The organism is Micromonospora sp. RV43 (genome assembly GCF_001029515.1).
Lineage (GTDB): Bacteria > Actinomycetota > Actinomycetes > Mycobacteriales > Micromonosporaceae > Micromonospora > Micromonospora aurantiaca.
On record NZ_LEKG01000023.1, the window covers coordinates 34,777 to 58,869 of the forward strand.

The window sequence follows — 24,093 nt, forward strand, 5'->3', positions numbered from 1 at the left end:
ACCATGACGAACCCCTCGACGCTGTATCGCGGTGGAGTGCTGCACTGTCCGGCGGACCCGAGCGCGACGGCGCTGCTGGTGCGGGACGGGCGGATCGCCTGGTTGGGTACTGATGCGGAGGCGCCGCGGGCGGACCGGGTGGTGGAGCTGGGCGGTGCGCTGGTGACGCCGGCGTTCGTGGACGCGCACGTGCACGCGACCGATACCGGGTTGGCGTTGTCGGGGCTGGATCTGTCGGCGGTGCGGTCGGCGGGTGAGCTGCTGGACGGGGTGTCGGCGTTCGCGGCGGGTCTGCCGGGTGACGCGGTGGTGCTGGGGCACGGCTGGGACGAGTCGGCGTGGGCGGATCGGGCGTTGCCTGATGCGGTGGCGCTGGGCCGGGCGGCCGGTGGGCGGCGGGTGTATCTGTCGCAGGCGTCGATCCATTCGGCGCTGGTGTCGGCGGCGTTGCTGGCGGCGTGCCCGGAGGTGGTGTCGGCGGCCGGCTACGACGCGTCGGGGTGGCTGCGGCGCGACGCGCATCACGTGGTGCGGGCGGCGGCGTTCGCGTCGGTGACGCGGGCGCAGCGGGTGGCGGCGCAGCGGCGGGCGCTGGAACACGCGGCGTCGCTGGGTGTGGCGGCGGTGCACGAGTGCGGTGGTCCGGACATCTCCGACGAGGAGGACTTCACCGGGCTGCTGGCGATCTCGGGGGCCGGGGTGCCGGAGGTGTACGGGTACTGGGGTGAGCTGCTGGGTGCGGCGAAGGCCCGGGAGCTGGGTGCGGTGGGCGCGGGTGGTGACCTGTTCGCCGACGGGGCGCTGGGGTCGCGGACGGCGCACGTGTCGGCGGCGTACCTGGACGGTGAGGCGGGGGCGTGCGGGCACGGGTACGTGTCGGCGGAGCAGGTTCGTGATCATCTGCTGGACTGCGCGGCGCACGGGTTGCAGGGCGGGTTCCACGCGATCGGGGACGCGGCGATCGGGACGGTGCTTGAGGGGTTCGGGCTGGCGGCGCGGTCGCTGGGTGTGGACCGGTTGCGGGCGGCCCGGCACCGGGTGGAGCACGCGGAGATCATGAGCAAGGCGTTGATCGCCGGGTTCGTGGAGTACGGGATCGTGGCGTCGATGCAGCCGGCGTTCGACAGGTTGTGGGGCGGCGCGGGCCGGATGTACGAGTCGCGGCTGGGGTTGGCCCGGTCGCTGGAGTCGAATCCGATGGGTGCGATGCACGGGGTCGGTGTGGCGTTGGCGTTCGGGTCGGATTCGCCGGTGACGCCGGTCGATCCGTGGGGGTCGGTGCGGGCGGCGGCGGCGCATCACAACCCGGCGCAGCGGATGAGTGTGCGGGCGGCGTTCGCGGCGCACACGCGCGGCGGGTGGCGGGCGGTGCACCTGGACAACGAGGGTGTGCTGGCGTTGGGGGCGCCGGCGACGTTCGCGGTCTGGGACACCCCGGCGGGCGTGGAGCGGGGGCTGCCTGTGGTGCTGGCGGAGGATCCGGAGTTGCGGGGTGCGGACGATCCGACGCCGCTGCCGGTGTGCCGGGCCACTGTGTTGCGCGGTGACGTGATCTATCAGGAAGGGTCTTCGTGACAGGGAAGCTTGGGCTGGATCCGGCGCTGGTGGCGCGGGCGCGGGAGTTGGCGCGCCGGGCCGGGCAGCCGGTGGTGGATCTGGCGCGCAGCCACACCACTGTGTCGGTGGAGCGGGCGGTGCTGCGGCTGGCCGGGGTGACCGGCGCGGACCCGGACGGCATTCCGTGGGTGAACCGGCTCGTGGACGCGGTGGTCGCGGACGTGGGGCTGGGGCACGGGGTGGCGGCGCCGGTGTTCGACGCGCTGGCTCGTGAGGGCATCGCGGATGTGACGTTGCTGGCGCAGAAGGCGGCGGCCGGGTCGGTGCGGTTCGCGCAGCCGTCGGGGAAGGCGGCGACTGCGGCGCGGCGGGCGTCGCGTAAGGCGGTGGCGGCGGGGATCCGCAGCATCGACCGGCGGCGCGCGGAGCGGGACCGGCTGGTGAAGCGGTTCGGGGATCCGGAGCGGCGGCCGTGGATCTACCTGATCGTGGCGACTGGTGACATCTACGAGGACATCCCGCAGGCGCAGGCGGCGGCGCGGGCCGGCGCTGACGTGATCGCGGTGATCCGGTCGACGGGGCAGTCGCTGCTGGACTACGTGCCGGAGGGGGCGACCCGGGAGGGGTTCGCGGGCACGTACGCGACGCAGGAGAACTTCCGGCTGATGCGGGCGGCGCTGGACGAGTCGTCGCGGGAGCTGGGCCGGTACGTGCGGTTGACGAACTACGCGTCGGGTCTGTGCATGCCGGAGATGGCGACGCTGGCCGGGTTGGAGCGTCTGGACATGATGCTCAACGACTCGATGTACGGGATCCTGTTCCGTGACATCAACCCGATCCGCACGTTCGTGGACCAGCGGTTCTCGCGGCAGGTGCACGCGCGGGCGGGGATCATCATCAACACCGGTGAGGACAACTACCTGACCACCGCGGACGCGGTGGACGAGGCGCACACGGTGACGGTGTCGCAGCTGCTCAACGAGTTCTTCGCGCACGAGGCGGGGCTGGCGGACTGGCAGCTGGGGCTGGGGCACGCGTTCGAGATCAACCCGGATGTGCCGGAGTCGTTCCGGTTGGAGCTGGCGCACGCGTTGCTGGCGCGGGAGTTGTTCCCGGACGCGCCGTTGAAGTGGATGCCGCCGACGAAGCACATGACCGGTGACGTGTTCCGGGGCAACCTGCTGGACGGGTTCTTCAACCTGGTGGGCACGATGACCGGGCAGGGCATCCTGCTGGTGGGGATGATGACCGAGGCGGTGGTGACGCCGTGGCTGTCGGACCGGGACATCGCGCTGCAGAACGTGCGGTACGTGCTGGGCGCGGCGGGCGGCCTGCACGAGGACTTCGTGCCGGCGCCGGGCGGGTTCATCCAGGAGCGGGCGCACCGGGTGCTCGGTGAGGCGGTGGACCTGCTGGAGCGCATCGGGGACCAGTCGTTGCTGACGGCGATCGCCGAAGGCACGTTCGGGATCATGAAGCGGCCGGCGGACCGGGGCAAGGGCCTGTCCGGGGTAGCGCGGCACGAGGCGGACTACTACAACCCGGCCACGGAGATCCTGGAGCAACCCTCATGAGTGAGAAGACGGTCGTGCGGCCGTACGGGGACACCACCGGTGACGGCATGGTGCAGGTGTCGTTCACGTTGCCGGTGCCGCACGACAAGCGGGCCGAGGGCGCGGCGGTGCAGCTCGCAAACAAGATGGGCATGGACCCGGCGATGCTGGTGCACGCCAAGCCGATCGGTGACGGGTTCACGTTCTTCGTGGTGTACGGGCGGGTGAACCACCTGGTGGACCTGTCGAAGGTGCAGGTGGTGGAGCGTGACTATCCGCTGCTGTCGGCCAAGGAGGTCAACGCGGTGGTGAAGCGGCGGCTGCGCCGCAAGCTGTCGGTGGTGGGCGCCTGCATCGGCACGGACGCGCACACCGTGGGCATCGACGCGATCCTCAACGTCAAGGGCATCGCCGGCGAGAAGGGCCTGGAGTACTACCGGGAGCTGAAGGTCACGAACCTGGGCGCGCAGGTGAGCGTGCCGGAGCTGGTCGAGGCGGCCCGGCGGGAACGCGCCGACGCGGTGCTGGTGTCGCAGGTGGTGACGCAGCGTGATGCGCACCTGCACAACACGCGGGAGATGTCGGCGGCGTTCCGGGAGGCGATGCCGGCCGGGAAGCGGCCGCTGCTGATCGTCGGCGGGCCGCGGTTCGACGAGACGATGACCGGCGAGCTGGGCGTGGACCGGATCTTCGGCCGTGGCACCACCCCGGGCGAGGTCGCCAGTTACCTCATCCACGCTTTGATCACCTCCAGGAAGGCGAACGCCTGATGAGCGATCCCCGTGTCGGTCTGACAGTCACCCACCGCCGGTACGTGCCGTACTCCCACGCCCACTACGCGGGCAACCTGGTCGACGGGGCGTACGCGCTGGGCTTGTTCGGGGATGTGGCCACCGAGGTGTGCATCCGCACCGACGGCGACGAGGGGTTGTTCGCCTCGTACTCCGACGTGCAGTTCCGGGCGCCGATGAAGGCCGGTGACGTGCTGGAGGTGACGGCGACGGTGACCCGGGTGGGCACCCGCAGCCGCACCGTCGACTTCGCCGCGACAGTGGTGTGCCGGGGCCGCCCGGACAAGGGCGAGTCGGCCGCCGAGGTGCTCGACGAGCCGATCGTGGCGGTCACCGCGACCGGCACGGTGGTCGTGCCGCCAGCACCGTGAGCGCGAGGAGCGAGCCGGTGTTGCGAGCCCCGCAGTCGCGAACGAAGGACAGCCCGGCGTGAGCGCGAGGCCGGTCGTCGTCTGCGCCGACGTCGGGTCGACGTACACGAAGGCCGCGGTGGTGGACCTCGACGGCGGCCGTCTGGTCGCGGCGGCGTCGGCGCCCACCACGGTGGGCACGGATGTGCTGCACGGCCTGGACGCCGCGGTCGGTGCGGCCACCGCGTCGGCCGGGGTCGCTGAGGTGCCCTGGTACGTGTGTTCGTCGGCGGGGGGTGGGCTGCGCCTGGCGGTGGTGGGTTACGAGCCGCTGGTGACCGCTCAGGCGGGCCGGCGGGTCGGTCTGTCGGCGGGCGCGAACGTGGTGCACGTCGCGGCCGGGCGGCTCGGTGGGGTGGACGTGGCGGCGTTGCGGGCGGCCCGCCCGGACGTGGTGCTGCTGGTGGGCGGCACCGACGGCGGCGACGCCGAGACGGTGACGCACAACGCGACGCGGCTGGCGAAGGCCCGCTTCCGGGTGCCGGTGGTCCTGGCGGGCAACGCCGACGTGCGTGCCGACCTGCACGCGCTGCTGGCGGGCGCGGGTGTGCCGGTGACGGTGGCCGACAACGTGCTGCCGCGCATCGGGGTGCTGGAGCCGGCGTCGGCGCGGGCGGCGATCCGGGAGGTGTTCCTGCGGCACGTCATCGGCGGCAAGAAGCTGTCCCGGGGTACGCGGTTCGCGCGGCTGGTCCGCGCGGCCACCCCCGACGCGGTGCTCACCGGCGTGGAGGTCCTGGCCGGGACGCTCGGCGGTGACCTGGCAGTGGTGGACGTGGGCGGCGCGACCACCGACGTGTACTCGGTGCTCACCCCCGACGAGCGGGACAGCGGCCCGAGTCAGGAGGTCGCCGGGACGCTGTGGCGGGCCCGCACCGTCGAGGGTGACCTGGGCATGCGGTGGAGCGCGCCGGGCGTGGTGCGCGCCGCGGTGGAGGAGCGGCTGCTCGACGCGGCCGAGGAGGCGGAGCTGACGGTCGCGGCGGCGGTACGGGCCGCCGAACCGGGGTTCCTGCCCGCCGGTGACGGCGAGCGGGCCGTGGACCGGCGTATCGCCTCGTTGGCGGCGACTGTGGCGTTGCGGCGGCACGCGCGGGGTGCGGCGACGGGGGAGCGGGCCGGGCGGGACCTGCGGGAGGTGAAGCTGCTCGTCGGCTCCGGTGGGGTGCTGCGGCACGCCGACCCGGGCGACGCGGCGGCGGTGCTCGACGCGGTGCTGACCGACCACGCCGGGGGGTGGGCGTTGCCGCGGGCGGCCCGGCCGGTCGTCGACGTGGACTACGTGCTGGCCGCCGCCGGGCTGCTCGCCGAGGAGCATCCGGGTGCGGCGGCGGCGATGCTGCGGCACCATCTCGGCGCCTGAACCGCGCTTAGGAATCGAGACGCGCCGACGCGACACGCCGTGTCGCAACACACGACAGGCCCGGGTGGGTTGACAGCGGCGGGGGTCTACGCCGTACCGTCTTTGAGTCCTACCACGGGAAGCGGCTGTTGTTCGCTTCGTCCCTTCGTCCGCTGGCCGAGCGACCGGAAGGTTGCGGCGGCCAGGTCCAGCGGGCGGGGGTCGGCGGGGCGGCGCGAACCGGCCGCGGTTACCGGTGTACGGGCAGGGTGAGAGGCACGGCCAGTAGACAACGGCCAGGCGGGGGCAGCCAGTCCACGTCGGGTCGGTCCGAAGGTCGGCGCCGATCGTCTTCGCCCCACCGGCCGGGAAGGGCCTGGGAGCATCGGGGCGCGGCTTAGGCCGCGCCCCGATTTCATCCCCCCGATGTTCCCCGTGTCAGCGGCCGAGCCCTTGTCAGCGGCCCAGCCGCCGGTAGCGGCGCACCGCCGCCGGGGCGGCCACCGCGATGAGCGCCAGCGGCCAGGCGACCGCCAGTTCCAGCGCGTGCCGGGCCGGCCACGAGTCGCCGCCCAGGCCCGGGTTGCCGAACAGGTCCCGGGCCGCCGCCACTGTGGCCGACAGCGGATTCCAGGCGGCGATCGCGCCCAGCCAGTCCGGCATCAGCTCCGGCGCCACGAACACGTTGGACAGCGCGGTCAGCGGGAATGCCAGCGGGAACACCACCACCGCGACCGTGTCCGGGTTCGGCACGAGCAGCCCGAACAGGATGCCCACCCAGGTCATCGCGACGCGCAGCAGCAGGATCAGCGCCACCGCCGCCAGCGCCGGGCCGACGCCCTCGCGCCACTGCCAGCCCACCAGCAGCCCGCACACCACCAGCGTGGTCATCTCCAGGCACGCGCGTACCAGGTCGGCGCTCGCGCGGCCGGACAGCAGCGCCGAGCGGGCCATCGGCAGCGACCGGAACCGGTCCACCACGCCCCGGCCGGCGTCCACAGCGATGGCCGACGCGGTCGCGCCGAGGCCGTAGAGCATCGTCATGACGAACACGCCCGGCAGCAGGAACTCCCGGTAGCTGCCGTCGCCCGGCACGGACATGCCGCTGCCGAACACGTAGCCGAACACCAGCACGAACATGATCGGCAGGCTGAAGTAGAGGATGATCTCCTCCGGGGCGCGCACCACGTGCCGCATGTTCCGCCCGGCCATCAGCCACCCGTCGGCAAGCGCCCTCACGACGCCACCCCCACCCGCTGCGCGTCCGCGTGACCGCCGGTGAGCCGTAGGAACGCCTCGTCCAGCGTCGGGCGGCGGACCAGGACGTCCTCCACCGCGATCCCGGCGTCGTCGAGGGCCCGCAGCACGGCGGTGAGCACGGCGATCCGGTCGGCCACCGGCGCGTCGACGCGCCGCAGCTCGACGTCCACAGTCGCGGTCGCGCCGGTGGCGCGTTCCACCACCGCTGCCGCCGCGGGCAGGTCCGCCGCGTCGTGGACCACCAGTTCCAGCCGGTCGGCGCCGATGCGGGCCTTCAGCCGCTCCGGGGTGCCCTCGGCCACGACCCGGCCGGCGTCGATGACGCACACCCGGTCGGCGAGGTGGTCGGCCTCCTGAAGATATTGGGTCGTGAGCAGCACAGTGGTGCCGTCGGCGACCAGTTCCCGCACCGCCGTCCACAGGCCGTTGCGGCTGCGCGGGTCCAGGCCGGTGGTCGGCTCGTCGAGGAACAACACCCGCGGCGGCACCACCAGGCTGGCCGCCAGGTCCAGGCGGCGGCGCATCCCACCGGAGTAGCCGCCCGCCGACCGGTCCGCGGCCTCGGTCAGACCGAACCGGTCCAGCAGCTCCTCGGCGCGGCGGCGGGCCCGGCGCGCGGACAGCCGCCGCAGCCGCCCGAACAGCACCAGGTTCTGCCGTCCGCTGAGCACCTCGTCGACCGCCGCGTACTGGCCGGTCAGGCTGATCGCGGCACGCACCCGGTCCGGGTCGGTGGCGACGTCGTACCCGGCCACCCTGGCCCGGCCGGCGTCGAAACGCAGCAGCGTGGTGAGGATCCGCACCGCCGTGGTCTTGCCCGCCCCGTTCGGGCCGAGCACCCCGTACACGGTGCCGGCCGGAACGGCCAGGTCGAAGCCGTCCAGGGCGGTGGCGCGTCCGTACGTTTTTCGTATCCCGTCGGCCAGTACGGCCGTCGCGTCGTCGGTCATGGGCGTCAGCGTCACCGGCGGCGCTGACCGGGCGCGTACCGCGCGCGCACCGGGCGGCGTCGCGCCGGTCAGCGCCCGTCGACCAGCGCCAGCGCCCGCTGCCGGGGCAGGTCCGCGCCCCGGGCGTACGCGGTGGCGAACGCCGCCTCACCCAGGTGTTCCCGCAGCGTGACGGCGGTGGGTGTGCCGGCCGGGGCGTCTGCCGCGCCGGTGCCTGCGAGCAGCGCCGCCGCCGCGCCCAGCAGCCGGGCCGCCGACTCGTGGTCGCCGTCGCGCAGCAGCGGCCCGGCCAGCCCGTCCGCGGCGGCGGCCACCACCGGCACGTCCCACACGCCGACGCCGGCGGTGAGGACCTGCCGGTAGTGGGCGCGGGCCGCAGCCGGGTCGCCGGTGGCGTCGGCGAGTTGCCCGAGCGTCACCAGCGCCGCGAGCCGCACCACATCGGCGCCGAACCAGCCCGACGGGCATTCCGCGACCGCCCGTTCGCACAGCGTCCGCGCCCGCTGCGGGTCGCCGTCGCGGCGGGCGATCTCGCCGAGCCCCAGGTACGCGGCGGCGACCAGCTCCGGCGCGCCGGCCGGCCCGGCGATGCGCCGCACCCGCCGGAAGTCCTCGGCCGCGCCGGTCAGGTCACCGGCTGCCAGCCGCCCGTCGGCGCGGGTCCGCAGCAGTTCCGCCAGGTCCAGCGTGGAGCCGAGCTGCTCGGCCAGCTCCAGCGCCTCCGCCATCGGCGCGGCCGCCGACGCGACGTCACCGGTGCGGTAGGCGGCCTCGGCGTGGGTGGACAGCGTCACGATCATGCCCCAGCGGTCGCTGAGGGCCCGGAAACCGGCAAGCGCACCGTCGAGGTCGGCGCGGGCCTGGGCGTGACGGTCGTGCAGCAGACTGACCATGGCGGTGCCCAGCAGGCCCAGTGCCCGGCTCCACGGGTCGGTGCCGAGCAGCCGGTCCCGGACGGCCTGCTCGTGCAGCGCCGCCGCGTCCTGCGGCGACGGGGGACCGCTGGCCATGCCGGACAGGTACAGCAGGAACGGATGCCGGGGCGGCCGGGCCAGGGTCCACAGGATCCGCGACGCGGCGTCGACCTCGCTGCGCTCGCCGCCACCGGCGAGCGCAGCGATCAGCAGGCCCAGCGCGTACTCCTCGGCCACGCCGTCGGGCGGGCCGTCGAGCCGGTCGACCAGCCGCCGGGCCAGCGCGGCGCCCTCCCCGCGCAGGCCCCGCAGCCACCAGTAGAACGCCAGAGCCGCGACCAGCCGCAACCCGGTGGTGGTTTCGGCGTGCCGCAGCGCCGCGTGCAGGTCGTCGCGGGCGGCGTCGAGGCGGCGCAGCCACCGTTCCTGGCCGCCGCCGCGCAGGGCCACGTCGCCGGCCTGTGCCAGGTCCAGAAAGTACGCGGCGTGCGCGTCGCGCACCCGGCCGGTCTCGCCGTGCTCGGCCAGCCGGGCCGCCGCGAACTCGCGGATCGTCTCCAGCATCCGGTAGCGCCCGCCGGTGGCCTCCACCAGCGACTTGTCCACCAGGCCGGTGAGCACGTCGAGGACGTCACCGGCGTCCGGCGCGCACACCGCCTGCACCGCGGCCAGGTCGGCGGCGCCGGCGAACACGCTCATCCGGGCGGCCAGCCGCCGCTCCGGCTCGTCGAGCAGGTCCCAGCTCCACCCGACGACCGCCTCCAGCGTGCGGTGGCGGGGCGCCGCGGTGCGGTCACCGCGGCGCAGCAGCCGGAACCGGTCGTCCAGCCGGGCCGCGACCTGCGTCACCGGCAGGGCCCGCAGCCGCGCCGCGGCCAGCTCCAGGGCCAGCGGCAGCCCGTCGAGGGTACGGCAGATCCGCAGCACCGCCGGGGTGGTGGCGTCGTCGAGGGTGAACCCGGGCGACACGTCGGCGGCCCGGTCGGTGAACAGCCGCACCGCCGGGTACGCGGCGGCCGCCGGCGGTGCGGCCGGCCCGTCCGGGGCGGGCAGCCCGCCGACCGGGCACAACGCCTCGCCGGTGAGGCCCAGCGGTTCCCGGCTGGTGGCGAGCACCCGCAGCCCGGGCGCGGCGGCGAGCAGCCGGCCGGTCAGCCGGGCCGCGTCGTCGATCACGTGCTCGCAGTTGTCCAGCACCAGCAGCAGCCGCCGGTCGGCCAGCGCCGCCACCAGCCGGCCGGTCAGGTCGGCGGGGCCGCCGGGGGTGCGCAGGCCGGCGTCGCGCAGGTCCAGCGCGGCCAGCACCGCGGGCGCGACCGGCGCGCCGGGTGCCACAGCGGCCAGCTCCACCAGGCACACCGGCCCGTCGTGGCCGGACGCGACGGTGGTGGCCAGCCGGGTCTTGCCGGCGCCGCCCGGGCCGTGCAGGGTGACCAGCCGCGCCGCGCCCAGCAGCTCGTGGACCCGCCGCAGTTCCGGTTCCCGGCCGACGAAACTGGTGAGCGGGCTGGGTAGCCGGGCGGGCGGTGCGGCGTCGTCGCGCAGCAGCGCCGTGTGCAGTGCGACCAGCTCCGCCGACGGGTCGGTGCCCAGTTCCTCGGCGAGCACGCGGCGGGCGTCGGCGTAGACGGCAAGCGCCTCGGCGCGGCGGCCGGCGCCGTGCAGGGCACGCATCAGCTGCCCGTGCAGCCGTTCCCGCAGCGGATGCGCCGCCACCAGGTCCCGCAGCTCGGCGATCAGCGGCGCCCCGGCCGGCGCCAGCGCCAGCTCCGCCTCGACGCGGTCCTCGACCGCGGCCAGGCGTGCCTGGCGCAACCGGGCGGCCTCGGCGTCGGCGAACGGCGCGTCCGTCACGTCCGCGAGGGGTTCGCCGCGCCACAGGCCGAGCGCGTCGCGCAGCAGCGCCGCCGCGCCGGCCGGGTCACCGGCGGCGAGTGCGGCCCGCCCGGCCGCGGCCAGCCCGGTGAACCGGTGCACGTCCACCCGCTGCGGATCCACCGCCAGCCGGTAGCCGGCCGGGCCGAACTCGATGTGCGCGCCCGGCAGCAGCCGCCGCAGCCGCGACACCTGGGACTGCAGCGCGTTCGTGGCCTGCTCGGGCGGCCGGTCGCCGTACACGCCGTCGACGAGGCGCTGCGGCGCAACGGTGCGGTCGGCGTCGAGGAGAAGCAGCACCAGCAGCGCGCGCAGCCGCCCGCCGGCGACGGGCAGCACGCTGCCGTCGGCCGCGTACGCCTGGGTCGCGCCCAGCACACCGAACCGCATGCGCCCGATTGTCGCCTGTCGCCGGTGACGCCCACACTCCCCACCCGCCGGTCACAGGTGGTGCCGCCGCCATTCGGACTGCTCCTGCTCGGCGGCTACCTGCTCGTCCAACGCGGTCCGGCGCACCCGGCTGCGCCACGGGTCACTCGAACGCAGGCCCAGCAGGACCACCGAGACGCTGGCCACCGCCAGGATCGCCAGCGCGGCCACCGCAGGCAGCCGGCCGGCCCACGGCAGTCCCACAGCCATCGCGACCACCACGGCGGTGGGTACCGCCGAGATCCGGTGCGTCGCGCGCACCCCCAGCGCCAGCAGCCCCGACACGTAGATGACCAACCCGGCGAACAGCACCCGGTTGTCCAGAGCGGCGGCGTGTTCCCGCCAGGGATCACCGCGCGGGTGGGAGATGACGGCGAGGTAACGCTTGAGGCCGAGGGCGAACAGGATGATCCCGGTGATCAGCGGCAGGTGCAGGTAGGCGTAGGCGTCGCGGGCGAGCGCCGCCCGTGCGCGGACGTCGCGGGTGCGATGCAGCCGCTGCTCCAGCGCGGGCGCCAGGCTGTCGAAGTACAGCCACCACAGCGCCGCGATGATGGTGACGCCGAGCACCGACGCCACGATCACCGGCCACGTGGCCGGCAGGCCGGCGCTCAGCTTCGGCCCCAGCCCGAGCGAAATGATCGACTCGCCGAGCGCGATGAGCAGGATCAGGGCGTACCGCTCCGCCCAGTGGGCGGCGGACACGACTGTCAGCCCGGCGCTGGGGGCGAGGCCCCCCGAGGTGTACTCGATGCAGAGCGCGGCCAGCCACAACGCCAGCGGCAGCCACGTCGCCCAGGTCTGCCGGGGCGACTCGGGCAGGGCCGCGGTGGCGAGAATCAACGCCACGCTGATCAGCGGCGGCAGGCCGAGGCGCACGGCGGTCCGTCCGCGGTGGCTGCTGCGGCTGAGGAACACCAGCACCTGGGCCGCCCGGATGACGAGATAGCAGCAGGCGAACAGGACCGCGGCGGGTGGCCCGGACTGCCGCTGCGCCGGCCCGTCGGCGAACGCCGCCGGCATGGCCAGGGTCAGGACGAACAGGGCTGCCGCCGTCACCGCGCCGACGAGCGGCATCACCCCCTGGTCGGTACGGACGACGTTGCCCAGGGCGGCGAAGGACACCCAGCACCACCACAGCAGCAACAGCAACACCAGCCCGGCCAGCAACGACCTGCCGCTCAGGGTTTCGGAGAGCACGTTGGTGACGTTCAGGAACGCGAACACGAAGACGAGGTCGTAGAACAACTCGACCCGGGTGACGCGGAAGCCGGGCGCGGTCGGCAGGATGCGACCTCGTCCCCGCTCAGCGCTCATGCTGCCGAGCATGGCAGCGGGCTCCGCCCGCCGGGGCGCTGTTGTCCGATCGGCGGCGCAGGGGCGCGGGCCGGCGACCGGTACGGGCGGGTAGCCTTCGGCCCGTGATCGTGGGGAGAAGCCGGTGACGACGCTGGACCGGGAACAGCCGCGTGCCACCGACGGGGCACCCGGTGACGGCGGCGCGCGTCCCCTGCCGCTGACGTTCGCCGTGCCGGCCGCCGTGCTGGCCGGGGTGGCGCTGCTGCTGGCGTTCCCGCCGTACGGGTGGTGGCCGCTCGCGCCGGTCGGTGTGGCGTTGCTGGCCGCCGCGGTGCACCGGCGGCGGCTGCGCGCCGGCGCGGGGCTGGGCTTCCTGACCGGGGTGGCGTTGTTCGCGCCGCTGCTGGAGTGGACGAACCTGCACACCGGCTACCTGCCGTGGGCGCTGCTGTCGCTGTTGCAGGCCGCCTATCTGGCGCTGCTGGGCGCCGCCACCGCCTGGGTGTCGCCGCTCGCCGACCGGCACCGGGCGGCGTGGCCGCTGCTCACCGGTGTGCTGTGGGTGGGGCAGGAGGCGCTGCGTGACCGTACCCCGTTCGGCGGGTTCCCGTGGGGGCGGCTGGCGTTCAGCCAGGACACGTCGCCGCTGCTGAAGCTCGCGGCGCTCGGCGGCGCCCCGCTGGTCACGTTCGCCGTCGCGGTCGCCGGTGGGCTGCTGGTCACCGCCGCGTGGCGGGACTGGCGGCGTGCGCCCGGGCAGTGGCGGCCCGTCGCCGGGCTCACCGCCGCGCTGGTGGCGCTGCTCGCCGCCGGTACGGCCGTGCCGACCGGGGTACGCGGCGCGGGCGACACCGTAACCGTCGCGATCGTGCAGGGCAACGTGCCGCGTCTCGGGCTGGACTTCAACGCGCAGCGGCAGGCGGTGCTGAACAACCACGTCGACGCGACGCTGGAGCTGGCGCGTCGGGTCGCCGAGGGCGGGCAGGACCGTCCGGACGTGGTGGTGTGGCCGGAGAACTCCAGCGACATCGACCCGTTGCGCAACCCGGGTGCGGGGGAGCGGATCTCCCAGGCGGCCGACGCGATCGGCGCGCCGATCCTGGTCGGTGCGGTGCTGGTCGGGCCCGGCCGGGGTGAGGTGCGCAACGCGGGGCTGCTGTGGCGGCCGGGCACCGGCCCGGATCTGAACCAGGTGTACACGAAACGGCATCCGGTGCCGTTCGCCGAGTACGTGCCGCTGCGCTCCGTCGCCCGCAAGGTCAGCTCCCAGGTCGACCGGGTCCGGTCCGATTTCGTCCCCGGTGACCGTCCCGGCGTGCTGAACACCGGCCCGGCGGTCCTCGGCGACGTGATCTGCTTCGAGGTCGCCTACGACGGCATCGTCTGGGACACCGTCACCGGCGGCGCGCAGCTGCTGGTGGTGCAGACGAACAACGCCACGTTCGACGTGGCCGAGGCCCGCCAGCAGCTGGCCATGGTGCGGCTGCGGGCCGTGGAGCACGGCCGGGCCGCGTTGATGGCCTCCACGGTCGGTGTGTCCGGGTTCGTTTCCCCGGACGGGCGGGTAGACGGTGCGACCGGGTTCAACACCGCCGCGGTGGTGGTGCGGCAGATGGAACTCGGTAACGGGCGTACCCCGGCGACCACTGCCGGGGTGTGGCCGGAGGTGGCGCTGACGGCGCTGGCGGTCGCGGCCCTGGCCGGTGCGGCCGTGCTGCGCCGCCGCCGGGAGGCCGCTCCCGGCTGAGCCGACGAGAGGCGGTGCGACGGTGGGCGTGGCAGCCGACAGGCGGACGGTCGGCCGTCCCGGGGTGGGGCGGGTCCTGGTGGTCATCCCCACCTACAACGAGGCCGACAACGTCGGGCGCATCGTCGCCCGGGTACGCGAGGCGGCACCGGCGGTGGACGTCCTCGTCGCCGACGACAACAGCCCCGACGGCACCGGCGCGATCGCCGACACGATCGCCGACGGCGACCCCCGGGTGCACGTGCTGCACCGGGCCGGCAAGGAAGGACTCGGCGCGGCCTACCTGGCCGGGTTCGCCTGGGCGCGCACACGCGGCTACGACGCGGTGGTGGAGATGGACGCCGACGGCTCGCACGCCCCGGAGGACCTGCCGGCGCTGCTGCACGCCACCCGCGACGCCGACGTGGTGATCGGTTCCCGGTGGACCCGCGGCGCGCGGGTGCTGAACTGGCCGTGGCGGCGGCTGCTGCTGTCCCGGGTGGGCAACCTGTACGCGCGGCTGGCGCTGGGCATGCCGGTCAGCGACGCCACCGGCGGCTACCGGGTGTACCGGGCCAGCGCGCTGGACGCGATCGACCTGGGTTCGGTGCGGTCCCAGGGGTACGCGTTCCAGGTGGAGCTGTCGCGGCTGGCGCACCGCGCCGGGGTGCGGATCGTGGAGGTGCCGATCACATTCGCCGAGCGGGAACACGGCGACAGCAAGATGAGCCCGCTGATCGTGGCGGAGGCGCTGTGGCGGGTCACCCGCTGGGGGGTGCGGGACCGCCTGGCGACCGCGTCCGCCCGCCCGGATGCGCTCGCGCGCTGGCCTTGAGCGAGGGCGTGTCATGCTTGAGGGGCGTGATGACCCCGGGCTGATGAGGTGAGATGCGCCGAGGACTGAAGTACGTACCACCGGCCCTGCTGCTGCTCGCGCTGCTGGAGCTGACCGTTTTCGTGCTGGTCGGCCGGGCCGTCGGGTTCGGCGTGGCGGTGCTGCTGGTGTTCGGGGCGTCCCTGCTGGGTCTGGTGCTGCTGCGCCGCGAGGGCATGCGGGCGTGGCGCGGCTTCCGCGCGGCGGCGCAGGCCGGCCGGCCGCCGGGCCCGGAGGTGACCGATGGGCTTGTCGGTCTGCTGGGCGCGCTGCTGCTGGCGCTTCCGGGCCTGGTCAGTGGCGTGGTGGGCCTGCTGTTGCTGGTGCCGCCGTTGCGCCGGCTGGCCGGTGGCGGGGTTCGCCGGGCCACCGAGCGCCGGGTGTCGTCGATGGTCGCCGGTGACCTGTTCGGGCCGCGCCGGGTGCGCGTGTACCGGGGTGCGCCGCAGCCGACCCCGGAGCCCGCGCCGGCCCCGTCGCCTGGTCCCGCGCCGTCGCCGCAGCCGGTCACCGACCCGGGCAAGGCCATCGAGGGCGAGATCGTCGACCGCTGACGCGCCCCCCCGCTGCGCCGTCAGCTTGATCGACTTCACTTCGCCGAGGTGGTGCCATCAGACCGCGCCCGACCCCGCCACCTCCCCGAGCTGGCGGCCCGTTCACCGGTCCGGCACCCGGATCGGCCCACGCGCGGCGGATCAGCCACCCACAACCAACCCGCCCTCCCATGATCGGCACAAGTTCGGGGAGGTGGCGCCATCAAGGCACGCTTGATACCGCCACCTCCCCGAAGTGGCGGGGCCGTGCCTGCCCGGGCAACGAAAAACGCCCCCGGGTGATCCCGGGGGCGTTTTCGGTCATTGCGGGAGATGCTCAGGCACGACCGCGGCGGGTGCGGACCTCCTGGAGCCGCTCGGCGAGGATGTCCTCCAGCTCGGCGATCGAGCGCCGCTCCAGCAGCATGTCCCAGTGGGTACGCGGCGGCTTGGCCTTCTTCTGCTCCGGCTCGGTGCCGTCGACCAGACGGGCCACGCTGCCGTCGAACTTGCACTCCCAGGTCGTCGGGACCTCGGCGTCGACGGCGAACGGCACCTCGAACTGGTGGCCCTTGGCGCAGAGGTACTCGCGGGTCTGGCGCGGCGCGAGCTCCGTGTTGCGGTCGGACTCGTAGCTGACCGCTCCCAGCCGGCTACCGCGCAGCATGCGCTCGCCCATGATCGACTTCCCCTCGTTCGTGGTGCTGGTCTTCAGGTGTAACGACCGGTCACCGCTCGCCCATTCCCCGGCCCGCGGCGGCAGGGCCGTACGCGGGTCGGGAGTGTCAAGGGTAACCGGCCATGACAGCTGCCCGGCGGGGTCGTCCCCGGCCGGGCCGAATCGGTGGAGTGTTTCGCCTGTCAACGGGGATGTTACCCACCTGTTTGCGTGCCGGAGGTGACGATGAGCAGTGACGCGCCGGTCGGGGCCCGACCACCAGCCGGGAAGACCTTCTTCGGTCACCCCCGCGCGCTGTCCACGCTCTTCCTCACCGAGATGTGGGAGCGGTTCAGCTTCTACGGCATGCGGGCGATCCTTGTGCTGTACCTGACCGCCGCGGTCGCCGACGGCGGGCTGGACCTCGGCGAGTCCAGCGCCAACGCCGTGTACGGCACCTACAACGCCATGGTCTACCTGATGGCGCTGCCCGGCGGCTGGGTCGCCGACCGGCTGATCGGCGCGCGGCGCAGCGTGCTGTGGGGCGGCGTGGTGATCGCCGCCGGTCACTACGTGATGGCGATCCCCACCGGGTGGAGCGTGTTCGCCGGCATGGCGCTGATCGTGCTCGGCACCGGCCTGCTCAAACCGAACATCTCCACCATGGTCGGTGACCTGTACGAGCGGGACTCGCCGCGCCGCGACGCCGGGTTCTCCATCTTCTACATGGGCATCAACCTGGGTGCGTTCATCGCGCCGCTGATCACCGGCTTCCTCGGCGAGAAGATCAACTGGCATCTGGGGTTCGGCGCCGCCGCGGTCGGCATGACCTTCGGCGTGCTCCAGTACGTGCTGGGCCGCCGCAACCTCGGCGAAGCCGGCGCCCGCCCGGCGGACCCGCTACTCGGCGCCGACCGGCGGCGCGCGCTGACCCGCGTCGGCGTGGCGAGCGTCGTGGTGCTCGCCGTCCTGCTGGTGCTGCTGGTGGCCGGCTGGTTCACCGTCGACACGGTGGTCAACCTGCTCACAGTGGTGACGGTGCTGGTGACAGTCGGCTACTTCGCGCGGATCCTCACCGACCGGGAGATCAGCGGCACCGAACGCAGCCGGATGAAGGCGTACGTGTGGCTGTTCCTGTTCGCCGCCTCGTTCTGGCTCATCTACGACCAGGCCGGGTCGGTGCTGAACATCTTCGCCGCCGACCAGACCGACCGGTCGGTGGGCGGGTTCACGTTCCCGGCGTCCTGGTTGCAGTCGGTGAACCCGATCCTCATCATCATCGGCGCGCCGCTGGCCGCCGCGCTGTGGCTCAAACTCGGCCACCGGGTGTCCACGCCCACGAAGTTCGCCGTCGGCCTGGTGCTCAACGGCCTGTCGTTCGTGCTGATGGCCGCCGCCGCGCAGGCCGCCGTCGGCGGCGACCTGGTCTCACCGCTGTGGCTCGTCGCGGTGTACGCGATCCAGGTCGCCGGTGAGCTGTCCCTGAGCCCGGTCGGCCTGTCCGCCACCACGAAACTCGCCCCGGTCAAGTACGCGAGCCAGATGCTGGGCCTGTGGTTCCTCGCCACCGCCGTCGGCGACGCCATCGGCGGTCAGGTGGCCCGGCTGGCCGGCACCTGGTCCCAGCCGGTCTACTTCCTGACCTTCGGGCTGGCCTCGGTGGTGCTGGGCCTGGCCGCGGTGATGTTCACCCGCCAGATCCGGCACCTGATGGCCGGCATCCACTGACAGCGCTCACCCCGCCGGGGTCGGCGGCAGTGGCAACGGCAGGCCGGGCAGCCCGTCGATGCTGGTGGCGACGTGGTCCTTGCCGGCGAAGTACGCGCTCAGCGACGCGTCGTCCTCCCGGGCGAACCGCCGTTCGTGCAGGTCACGGTCGGCGTCGTAGGTCATGAACGGCACCGCGTAGCCGCAGGTGTCGCGGACCAGCTCGGCGCGGACCACGATGATCGCCCGCAGCCCGTGCGGACCCGGGTCGATGTCGGGGAAGTGGGCCAGCAGGCCGGGCCAGCGCGGGTCGTCGCGGAACACCGGCTCACCGCGCCCGTGCACCCGCACGATGTTCGGCGGGCCGGCGAACGCGCACCACATCAGCGTGATCCGGCCGTTCTCCCGCAGGTGGGCGATGGTCTCGGCGTTGCTGCCGGCGAAGTCCAGGTACGCCACGGTGTGCTCGTCGAGCACCGCGAAGCAGCCGCGCAGCCCTTTCGGGGAGAGGTTGACGGTGCCGTCACCGGACAGCGGGGCGGTGGCCACGAAGAACATCGGCTGCGCCTCGATGAAGTCCCGCAGCCGCCCGTCGATGCGCTCGTACGTCTTTCCCATGCCCCGATCCTCGCCGCCCGACCGGGTGCGGCGCTGCCCCGTTCCCAGCCCGTGGCCGCCTCAGCCGGTACGCGTGCCGAGCCGTGCCAGCGCCGTCGCCAGATCGCTCACCTGGTCGGCGAGCTGCCCGGCCCGGCGCTGCGCGGCGTCCCGGTCGGCCTCGATCACCGCCGTCCGCGCGGCCAGGTCGGCCGCCCGGGCCTCGGCGGCGCTCGCGGCCCGCCGCGCGTCGGCCAGCTCCGCGGCGAGCGCGTCCCGCTCGGCGGTACGGGCCGTAGCCTGCTCCACCGCGGCGGCCATGTCGGCACGGGCGCGATCGACGGAAGCGGCAGCCTCGGCACGGACGGCCTCGATCGCCGCGCTCGCCTCGGCACGGGCTCGTTCCAGCGCCGCCTCGGCGTCGGCGCGTGCCGCGTCGGCGCGGTCCCGCTCGGCGAGGGCCTGCCGCGCGGCCGCAACCTCGGCGTCGGCACGTTCGGCGGCGGTCCGGGCCGTGCGCTCCGCCTCGGCGGTCCGCCCCTGGGCGGCCTGCGCGTCGGCGCGCGCCCGGTCGGCCTCGGCGCGGGACTGTTCGGCCCGGTCCAGGGCCTCGGTGGCGGAGCGGGTGGCCCGCTCGGCGTCGGCCCGGGCGGCGTCCCGCTCGGCGGTCAGCTCGGCCGCGCGGCGGCGTTCGGCGTCACGTTCGGTGCGTACCGTGCGCAGTTCGTGCCGGGCCGCGTCGCGGTCGCGTTCGGCCTGCACCCGCAGCGCCTGCGCGGCGCCCGCCTCGGCGCGCGCGGCGTCGCGGGCGTCCTCGGCCGCGGCGGCCCGCTCGGCGGCGGCGGACGCGGTGGCCTCCGCCCGTTCGGCGCGGTCGGCGGCGGTGTCGCGGTCGGCGTACGCGGCGCGGGCCTGCTGCCGGTCGCGGGCCGCCGCGGCGGNCGCGTCGCGTTCGGCGTGCGCGGCGGCGACCTGCGCCGACGTCTCCGCGCGCAGCTCGGCGAGCTGCCGCTCCACGCCGGCCGGTGACAGTTCGGCGTGCAGCGCCTCGGTGAGCGTCTCCACGATCTGGTCGAGCCGGTCCACCGCCTCCCAGGTGCGCGCCACCTGCCCGGGCAGGCCGGGGAAGTTGCGGTGACGCATCCGCGAGTTGCGGGCGGCCCGCTGGCAGGCGCCGTCGTTGTCCCGGCAGTAGCGGAACGGGCGGCCCGCGCCGACGCGCTGCGGCACGTCGCGTCCGCAGTGGGCGCAGGGTCGGGTGTCGGTGGCGGGCTCGGCGTCCATCGGGGGCGAAGTCTAGTGGGCTGCGTCCGCGCGGGCCGCGCCGTCGAGGGTGTAGCGGCGTTGCAGCAGCACGGCGACCACCATCACGGCGGCGGGCAGCAGCCCGAAGCCGTAGCGCAGCGCGTCCAGCGCGGCCGGGGACTGGGTCACGGTCTGCCCGGCGGTCGAGGCCACGAACCCGCCGGCGGCGAGGCACAGCGCGTACGCGTAGGGGCCGAGCGCGGCGCCGGTGGCCTCGGTGGCGGTCCACACCCCGGTGTACGTGCCGGCCCGCTCGGTGCCGCCTGCCGCGCGGATCACGTCGGGCAGCATCGAGAACGGCAGCAGTTGCATGCCGGCGAACGCCACCCCGAGCACCGCCACGGCGGTCACCAGGACCGGCAGTCCGGCGGGGCGGCCGATCGCCAGCACCAGCGACCCGGCGGCGAACGCGGCCTGCCCGGCGAGCAGGGCACGTTGCTTGCCGATCCGCCGCGCCACCGCCAGCCAGCCCGGGGTGACCAGCAGCGCGGGTGCGACGATCGCGGCCACCAGCACTGTGGTGAGTCCGGGGCGGCCCAGTTCGTACTCGGCGTAGTAGGGCACCCCGGCGAGCACCAGGTGGGTGGTGGTGGACATGGCCAGGTACGCGCCGACCAGCCAGCGGAACTGCCGGTCCCGCAGGCTCGCCGCCAGCGCCCGCCACCCGCCCGGGCCGTGCGGCGGGACCGTGTCGGCGGCGGTGCGGCGCAGCCGGCCGATCCCGGCGACGCCGACCAGCATCGCGGCGAGCATCCCTGCCGCCAGCACCACGCCCATCCGCAGGTAGCCGTCGCGTGTGGCGTCGTCGCCGCCGGCCAGCAGCGGCGCGAGCAGTCCGGAGACCAGGATGCCGAGCGTCAGCACCACCATCCGGAACGCCATCAGCCGGGTCCGCTCGTGGTAGCCGATCCGCAGGTCCGCCGGGGTCGCCAGGTAGGGCACCTGGTACGCGGCGAACAGCAGGTTGCCGGCGACGAAGAACACCGCCACCCAGCCGGCCGCGGCGGCGCCGGTGAGGCCGCCGGGCACCGCGAACAGGGCGGCGAACGCCAGCGGCAGCACGCATCCGGCCAGCAGCAGCCGGCGGCGGTGGCCCCGGCGGGCCTGCTCCACGTCGCAGCGGTGCCCGATCCACGGGTGCAGCAGCACGTCGGCGATCTTCGGCAGCAGCAGCGTGAGCCCGGCGAGCCACGGCGCGACCGCCAGCACGTCGGTCAGGAAGTAGAGCAGCAGCAGCCCGGGCACGGTGACCCAGACGCCCATGCCGAGTGAGCCGGTGGCGAACCCGACGAGCGGGCCGCGCGGCAGGGTGACCGCGTCGGAGCGCTGATCCAGCCCGGTCATGGCGGTCTCCTGTCCTCGGGGCGCGCCGCCCCCAATCCAACGGTTGCTGGATTGTAGGGGTAACAATGGCCGGATGACCATGCCTCGCCGCCGTCCGGGCCGGCCCCGCCGCGACGACCAGCGGCCGACCCGTGACCTGGTGCTCGCCGCCGCCACCGCCTTGTTCGCCGAGCGGGGCTTCGACGCGGTGAGCGTCCGCGACGTCGCCGCCGCGGCGGGCGTGGACGCGGCCACCGTCGTGCACCACACCGGCACCAAGGCGCAGCTCTACGACGCCTGCTTCGCCCGGGTGTTCAGCGCCGAGCGGGAGGTGATCGAGGCAGCAGGGGAACGCGCCCGGGCGGCCCTGGCAGCGGGCCCGCAGGACGCGCTGCGGGCGCTGCACGACCTGGTGGACGTGTTCGTCGACTTCCTGGAGGACCGGCCGGAGACGACAGCGCTGTGGCTGCGCCGCTGGCTGGAGCCACAGCGGCACGGCGAGCTGGACCGCCGCTACGCCGCCCCGCTGTACGGGCTGGTCGAGGAGCTGCTGGTGGCGGCGTCCGGGGCCGGCGCGCTGACCGAGCCGACCCCGCACGTGACTGTGCGTTCCCTGGTCTGGGCGGTGCACGGGCACGTGGTGGCGCTCGCCGCCGGGACCGGCTCGGGGGCGCGGGAGCGCCGGGAGTTCCGGGCGTTCGTGCACCGGTTCCTCGACGCCCTTTACGCCGGCGGCCCGGGAGACACCCGCCCTTGACGCCGGCCCGCGCTCCCGGGATTATCCATCAATCGTTGGATTAAGGAGGCGGGTATGGCCACACCCAGGGTCGCTGTCGTCGGCGCCGGAGCCGCCGGGCTGGCCACGCTCAAGGCGCTCGCCGACGCCGGTGTCCCGGCGGTGGCGTTCGAGGCGGCGGACACGCTCGGCGGCCTCTGGGTGTACGGCGCCCCCGGCTCGCCCGCGTACCGGACGCTGCACCTGAACACCAGCAAGGGGCGCACCGAGTTCGCCGACCATCCGATGCCCGCCGACTGGCCCGACTACCCCGACCACGCCCGCGTCGCCGGCTACCTCGGCGACTACGCCGACCGGTTCGGGCTGCGCGAGACGGTACGGCTGCGGCACACCGTCGAGCGGGTCACCCGCACCGGCGACGGCTGGCGGGTGCGGGCCACCGGCCCGGACGGCCCGGTCGAGGTCGACGTCGAGGCGGTGGTGGTCGCCAACGGGCACAACCGGGTGCCGAAGCGACCCGAGCCGTACCCGGGCGAGTGCACCGCCGAGCAGATGCACAGCCATGACTACCGCGGCCCGGAACAGCTCGCCGGGCGACGGGTCCTCGTGGTCGGCGGCGGCAACTCGGCCATGGACATCGCCGTCGACGCCTCGTACGCCGCCGAACGCACGCTGCTGTCGCTGCGCCGCGGCGTGTGGGTGGTGCCCAAGTACCTGCTCGGCCGCCCGTCGGACACGCTCAACGGCGCGCTGGCCCGGCGGCTGCCCTGGCGGCTGCGGCAGCGGATCAGCCAGACCATGATCACCACTGCGGTCGGCCCGCCCACCCGGTACGGGCTGCCCGCACCGGCGCACGGCTTCCTCCAGGACCACCCGACGCTGTCCGACGCGCTGCTGTCCCGGATCACCCACGGCGACATCCAGGCCCGGCCCGGCATCGCCCGCTTCGACGGCGACCGGGTCGAGTTCACCGACGGCCGCCACGACGAGATCGACCTGATCGTCTGGTGCACCGGCTACCGGGTCGAGGTGCCGTTCCTCGACCCGGCGCTGCTCGGCGACGGCGCCGACCGGCTGCCGCTGTACCGGCACGTGTTCCACCTGGACGCCCCCGGGCTGGCGTTCGTCGGGCTCATGCAGTCCACCGGCGCGGCGTTCCCCCTGGTCGAGGCGCAAGCCCGGCTGGTGGCCGCGCGCCTGGCCGGCACCTGGACGCCACCGGATCCGGCCCGGCAGGCCGCCGCCTGCCGCGACGAGCTGCGCGCCGCCACCGCCCGGTGGGGGCAGCGCCGCCCGCACATGCGCGTCGACTTCGACGTCTACCTGGCCGAACTGGGCCGCGAACTGGCCGCCGGCCGGCGCCGCGCCGGAGCGGCCCGATGAGCGCGGCAGGCCGTGAGCGGACCGGAGTGAACGCGCCGGGCCGTGGCAGCGGGCTGGCCGGACGGCGGGTGCTCGTCACCGGCGCCCGGGGCACGTTCGGGCAGCACCTGGGCGCGGCGCTCACCGCCGCCGGCGCTCACGTGGTCGGGCTGGACCTGCACGCCGACCCCGACGTCACACCGCCGGTGCTCGGCGTCGACCTGACCGACCCGGCCGCGACGCCACCGGCGGTGGCCGCGGCCGTCGACCGGCTCGGCGGGCTGGACCTGCTCGTCAACAACGCCGGTGTCGGCGGACCCGCGCCCGCCGAGCTGCCGCCCGACGAGGTGGTACGCCGCCAGATCGAGGTGAACCTGCTCGCCGCCTGGCGCACCACCGCCGCCGCGATGCCGGCCCTGGAGGCGGCCCGCGGCCGGGTGATCTTCGTGGCCAGCCGGATGGCGGTGCTGCCGCTGCCGCTGGCCGCCGCGTACGGGGTCAGCAAGCGGGCGCTCGTCGCGTACGCCGACGCGCTGCGCCACGAAGTCGGCACCCACGTGGGCGTCAGCGTCGTCTACCCGAGCATGGTCGCCTCCCCGATCCACGACAGCACCGTGGCGGCCGGGCTGTCGCTGAGCGGGGTGTCCCGCCCGGAGCCGGTCGAGGGGGTGGTGGCCGCGATCCTGCGCGCCGCGACCGCCCGGCGCGCGCCACGGGACGTCGCCACCACCCGGCGCGGCCGGATCGAACTGGCGCTGGCCCGGCACGCTCCGGCGCTGGCCGACCGGATGGTGCGCCGTACCGTCGCCACAAGACTGGCCGCCGGTGACCTGGACGGCGCGGCGCTGGCCGAGGGCATGGTCCGGCGGCACCGGCAGGACCGCCGGTAGCC

20 protein-coding genes and 1 pseudogene are annotated in these 24,093 nt (G+C 74.8%); 12 read left to right on the top strand and 9 right to left on the bottom strand.

What is annotated here, in order from left to right; all coding sequences use genetic code 11:
• Window positions 1-3: 3 nt before the first annotated feature.
• The 5 genes from ABD52_RS08390 to ABD52_RS08410 are packed head-to-tail and all read left to right on the top strand — an operon-like array spanning window position 4 to window position 5,674.
• Window positions 4-1,575 (top strand): amidohydrolase, encoded by a 1,572-nt coding sequence (locus tag ABD52_RS08390; protein ID WP_047891419.1) that lies wholly within the window; start codon window positions 4-6, stop codon window positions 1,573-1,575.
• Window positions 1,572-3,131 carry a lysine 5,6-aminomutase subunit alpha gene (locus tag ABD52_RS08395; protein WP_047891420.1) on the top strand — a complete coding sequence of 520 codons (1,560 nt, stop codon included), beginning with the start codon at window positions 1,572-1,574 and terminating at the stop codon, window positions 3,129-3,131. The genes ABD52_RS08390 and ABD52_RS08395 overlap by 4 nt, the downstream gene beginning before the upstream one ends.
• Entirely contained in the window at window positions 3,128-3,880 is a 753-nt protein-coding gene (locus ABD52_RS08400) for an OAM dimerization domain-containing protein (protein WP_047891421.1), read from the top strand. The genes ABD52_RS08395 and ABD52_RS08400 overlap by 4 nt, the downstream gene beginning before the upstream one ends.
• Window positions 3,880-4,272, top strand: a complete 393-nt coding sequence (locus tag ABD52_RS08405; RefSeq protein ID WP_013286280.1) for a hotdog domain-containing protein — start codon at window positions 3,880-3,882, stop codon at window positions 4,270-4,272. The genes ABD52_RS08400 and ABD52_RS08405 overlap by 1 nt, the downstream gene beginning before the upstream one ends.
• A gap of 58 nt (window positions 4,273-4,330) precedes the next feature.
• On the top strand, window positions 4,331-5,674 hold the full coding sequence (locus ABD52_RS08410) for a glutamate mutase L (RefSeq protein ID WP_047891422.1): 1,344 nt from the start codon (window positions 4,331-4,333) through the stop codon (window positions 5,672-5,674).
• Window positions 5,675-6,109: 435 nt separating this feature from the next.
• Here the strand turns inward: ABD52_RS08410 and ABD52_RS08415 are convergent, their stop codons facing one another.
• The 4 genes from ABD52_RS08415 to ABD52_RS08430 all read right to left on the bottom strand — a co-directional run bounded on the left by ABD52_RS08415 (window position 6,110) and on the right by ABD52_RS08430 (window position 12,398).
• Window positions 6,110-6,892 (bottom strand): ABC transporter permease, encoded by a 783-nt coding sequence (locus ABD52_RS08415; RefSeq protein WP_013286282.1) that lies wholly within the window; start codon window positions 6,890-6,892, stop codon window positions 6,110-6,112.
• Entirely contained in the window at window positions 6,889-7,863 is a 975-nt protein-coding gene (locus tag ABD52_RS08420; protein ID WP_047891424.1) for an ATP-binding cassette domain-containing protein, read from the bottom strand. Before ABD52_RS08420 ends, ABD52_RS08415 begins: the two co-directional genes overlap by 4 nt.
• A 68-nt stretch (window positions 7,864-7,931) precedes the next feature.
• Window positions 7,932-11,042: a BTAD domain-containing putative transcriptional regulator gene (locus ABD52_RS08425; protein ID WP_047891425.1), complete on the bottom strand. Its 3,111-nt coding sequence runs from the start codon at window positions 11,040-11,042 to the stop codon at window positions 7,932-7,934.
• A gap of 51 nt (window positions 11,043-11,093) precedes the next feature.
• Window positions 11,094-12,398: a low temperature requirement protein A gene (locus tag ABD52_RS08430; RefSeq protein ID WP_235437404.1), complete on the bottom strand. Its 1,305-nt coding sequence runs from the start codon at window positions 12,396-12,398 to the stop codon at window positions 11,094-11,096.
• A 124-nt stretch (window positions 12,399-12,522) separates the two neighbouring features.
• Between ABD52_RS08430 and lnt the strand changes: the two genes are divergently transcribed.
• From lnt to ABD52_RS08445, 3 genes are read left to right on the top strand one after another with little or no spacing between them, the layout of a single operon-like run.
• Window positions 12,523-14,127: an apolipoprotein N-acyltransferase gene (lnt, locus tag ABD52_RS08435; RefSeq protein ID WP_047891427.1), complete on the top strand. Its 1,605-nt coding sequence runs from the start codon at window positions 12,523-12,525 to the stop codon at window positions 14,125-14,127.
• A 22-nt stretch (window positions 14,128-14,149) separates the two neighbouring features.
• Complete coding sequence (locus ABD52_RS08440; RefSeq protein ID WP_047891448.1) at window positions 14,150-14,941, top strand: polyprenol monophosphomannose synthase; 792 nt, start codon at window positions 14,150-14,152, stop codon at window positions 14,939-14,941.
• A gap of 53 nt (window positions 14,942-14,994) precedes the next feature.
• Window positions 14,995-15,534, top strand: a complete 540-nt coding sequence (locus ABD52_RS08445; RefSeq protein ID WP_013286288.1) for an FxsA family protein — start codon at window positions 14,995-14,997, stop codon at window positions 15,532-15,534.
• 316 nt (window positions 15,535-15,850) lie between these two features.
• On the opposite strand, the gene ABD52_RS08450 is transcribed toward ABD52_RS08445, so the two are convergent.
• On the bottom strand, window positions 15,851-16,192 hold the full coding sequence (locus tag ABD52_RS08450; protein WP_007070998.1) for an RNA polymerase-binding protein RbpA: 342 nt from the start codon (window positions 16,190-16,192) through the stop codon (window positions 15,851-15,853).
• Window positions 16,193-16,417: 225 nt separating this feature from the next.
• Between ABD52_RS08450 and ABD52_RS08455 the strand changes: the two genes are divergently transcribed.
• Window positions 16,418-17,899 carry a peptide MFS transporter gene (locus ABD52_RS08455; RefSeq protein ID WP_013476827.1) on the top strand — a complete coding sequence of 494 codons (1,482 nt, stop codon included), beginning with the start codon at window positions 16,418-16,420 and terminating at the stop codon, window positions 17,897-17,899.
• 6 nt (window positions 17,900-17,905) lie between these two features.
• Here ABD52_RS08455 and ABD52_RS08460 read toward each other — a convergent pair whose 3' ends face one another.
• The 4 genes and pseudogenes from ABD52_RS08460 to ABD52_RS08470 form a co-directional block, all read right to left on the bottom strand.
• Window positions 17,906-18,496: a pyridoxamine 5'-phosphate oxidase family protein gene (locus tag ABD52_RS08460; protein ID WP_030272309.1), complete on the bottom strand. Its 591-nt coding sequence runs from the start codon at window positions 18,494-18,496 to the stop codon at window positions 17,906-17,908.
• A 60-nt stretch (window positions 18,497-18,556) separates the two neighbouring features.
• A partial coding sequence (locus tag ABD52_RS08465) for a hypothetical protein (RefSeq protein ID WP_235437405.1) occupies window positions 18,557-19,416 on the bottom strand: 860 nt, incomplete at its 5' end.
• 1 nt (window position 19,417) lies between these two features.
• Window positions 19,418-19,759 (bottom strand): annotated as a pseudogene (locus tag ABD52_RS40685) (hypothetical protein); the annotation flags it as partial.
• A gap of 12 nt (window positions 19,760-19,771) precedes the next feature.
• Window positions 19,772-21,124 carry an MFS transporter gene (locus ABD52_RS08470; RefSeq protein ID WP_047891429.1) on the bottom strand — a complete coding sequence of 451 codons (1,353 nt, stop codon included), beginning with the start codon at window positions 21,122-21,124 and terminating at the stop codon, window positions 19,772-19,774.
• A gap of 79 nt (window positions 21,125-21,203) precedes the next feature.
• On the opposite strand from ABD52_RS08470, the gene ABD52_RS08475 reads away from it, so the two are divergent.
• Genes ABD52_RS08475 through ABD52_RS08485 form a run of 3 tightly spaced genes read left to right on the top strand, consistent with a single transcriptional unit; the run spans window position 21,204 to window position 24,091 of the window.
• Window positions 21,204-21,860 carry a TetR/AcrR family transcriptional regulator gene (locus ABD52_RS08475; RefSeq protein ID WP_013286293.1) on the top strand — a complete coding sequence of 219 codons (657 nt, stop codon included), beginning with the start codon at window positions 21,204-21,206 and terminating at the stop codon, window positions 21,858-21,860.
• Window positions 21,861-21,914: 54 nt separating this feature from the next.
• Complete coding sequence (locus ABD52_RS08480; protein WP_047891430.1) at window positions 21,915-23,222, top strand: NAD(P)/FAD-dependent oxidoreductase; 1,308 nt, start codon at window positions 21,915-21,917, stop codon at window positions 23,220-23,222.
• Window positions 23,219-24,091 carry an SDR family oxidoreductase gene (locus tag ABD52_RS08485; protein ID WP_013286295.1) on the top strand — a complete coding sequence of 291 codons (873 nt, stop codon included), beginning with the start codon at window positions 23,219-23,221 and terminating at the stop codon, window positions 24,089-24,091. Before ABD52_RS08480 ends, ABD52_RS08485 begins: the two co-directional genes overlap by 4 nt.
• Window positions 24,092-24,093: the final 2 nt, after the last annotated feature.

Bases quoted from the DNA above. Each gene is read 5' to 3' on its own strand.
- ABD52_RS08390 (WP_047891419.1), top strand. From the start codon at position 4: ATGACGAACCCCTCGACGCTGTATCGCGGTGGAGTGCTGCACTGTCCG.
- ABD52_RS08400 (WP_047891421.1), top strand. From the start codon at position 3,128: ATGAGTGAGAAGACGGTCGTGCGGCCGTACGGGGACACCACCGGTGAC.
- ABD52_RS08405 (WP_013286280.1), top strand. From the start codon at position 3,880: ATGAGCGATCCCCGTGTCGGTCTGACAGTCACCCACCGCCGGTACGTG.
- ABD52_RS08420 (WP_047891424.1), bottom strand. From the start codon at position 7,863: ATGACCGACGACGCGACGGCCGTACTGGCCGACGGGATACGAAAAACG.
- ABD52_RS08425 (WP_047891425.1), bottom strand. From the start codon at position 11,042: ATGCGGTTCGGTGTGCTGGGCGCGACCCAGGCGTACGCGGCCGACGGC.
- ABD52_RS08430 (WP_235437404.1), bottom strand. From the start codon at position 12,398: ATGAGCGCTGAGCGGGGACGAGGTCGCATCCTGCCGACCGCGCCCGGC.
- ABD52_RS08445 (WP_013286288.1), top strand. From the start codon at position 14,995: ATGCGCCGAGGACTGAAGTACGTACCACCGGCCCTGCTGCTGCTCGCG.
- ABD52_RS08450 (WP_007070998.1), bottom strand. From the start codon at position 16,192: ATGGGCGAGCGCATGCTGCGCGGTAGCCGGCTGGGAGCGGTCAGCTAC.
- ABD52_RS08455 (WP_013476827.1), top strand. From the start codon at position 16,418: ATGAGCAGTGACGCGCCGGTCGGGGCCCGACCACCAGCCGGGAAGACC.
- ABD52_RS08460 (WP_030272309.1), bottom strand. From the start codon at position 18,496: ATGGGAAAGACGTACGAGCGCATCGACGGGCGGCTGCGGGACTTCATC.
- ABD52_RS08470 (WP_047891429.1), bottom strand. From the start codon at position 21,124: ATGACCGGGCTGGATCAGCGCTCCGACGCGGTCACCCTGCCGCGCGGC.
- ABD52_RS08475 (WP_013286293.1), top strand. From the start codon at position 21,204: ATGCCTCGCCGCCGTCCGGGCCGGCCCCGCCGCGACGACCAGCGGCCG.
- ABD52_RS08480 (WP_047891430.1), top strand. From the start codon at position 21,915: ATGGCCACACCCAGGGTCGCTGTCGTCGGCGCCGGAGCCGCCGGGCTG.
- ABD52_RS08485 (WP_013286295.1), top strand. From the start codon at position 23,219: ATGAGCGCGGCAGGCCGTGAGCGGACCGGAGTGAACGCGCCGGGCCGT.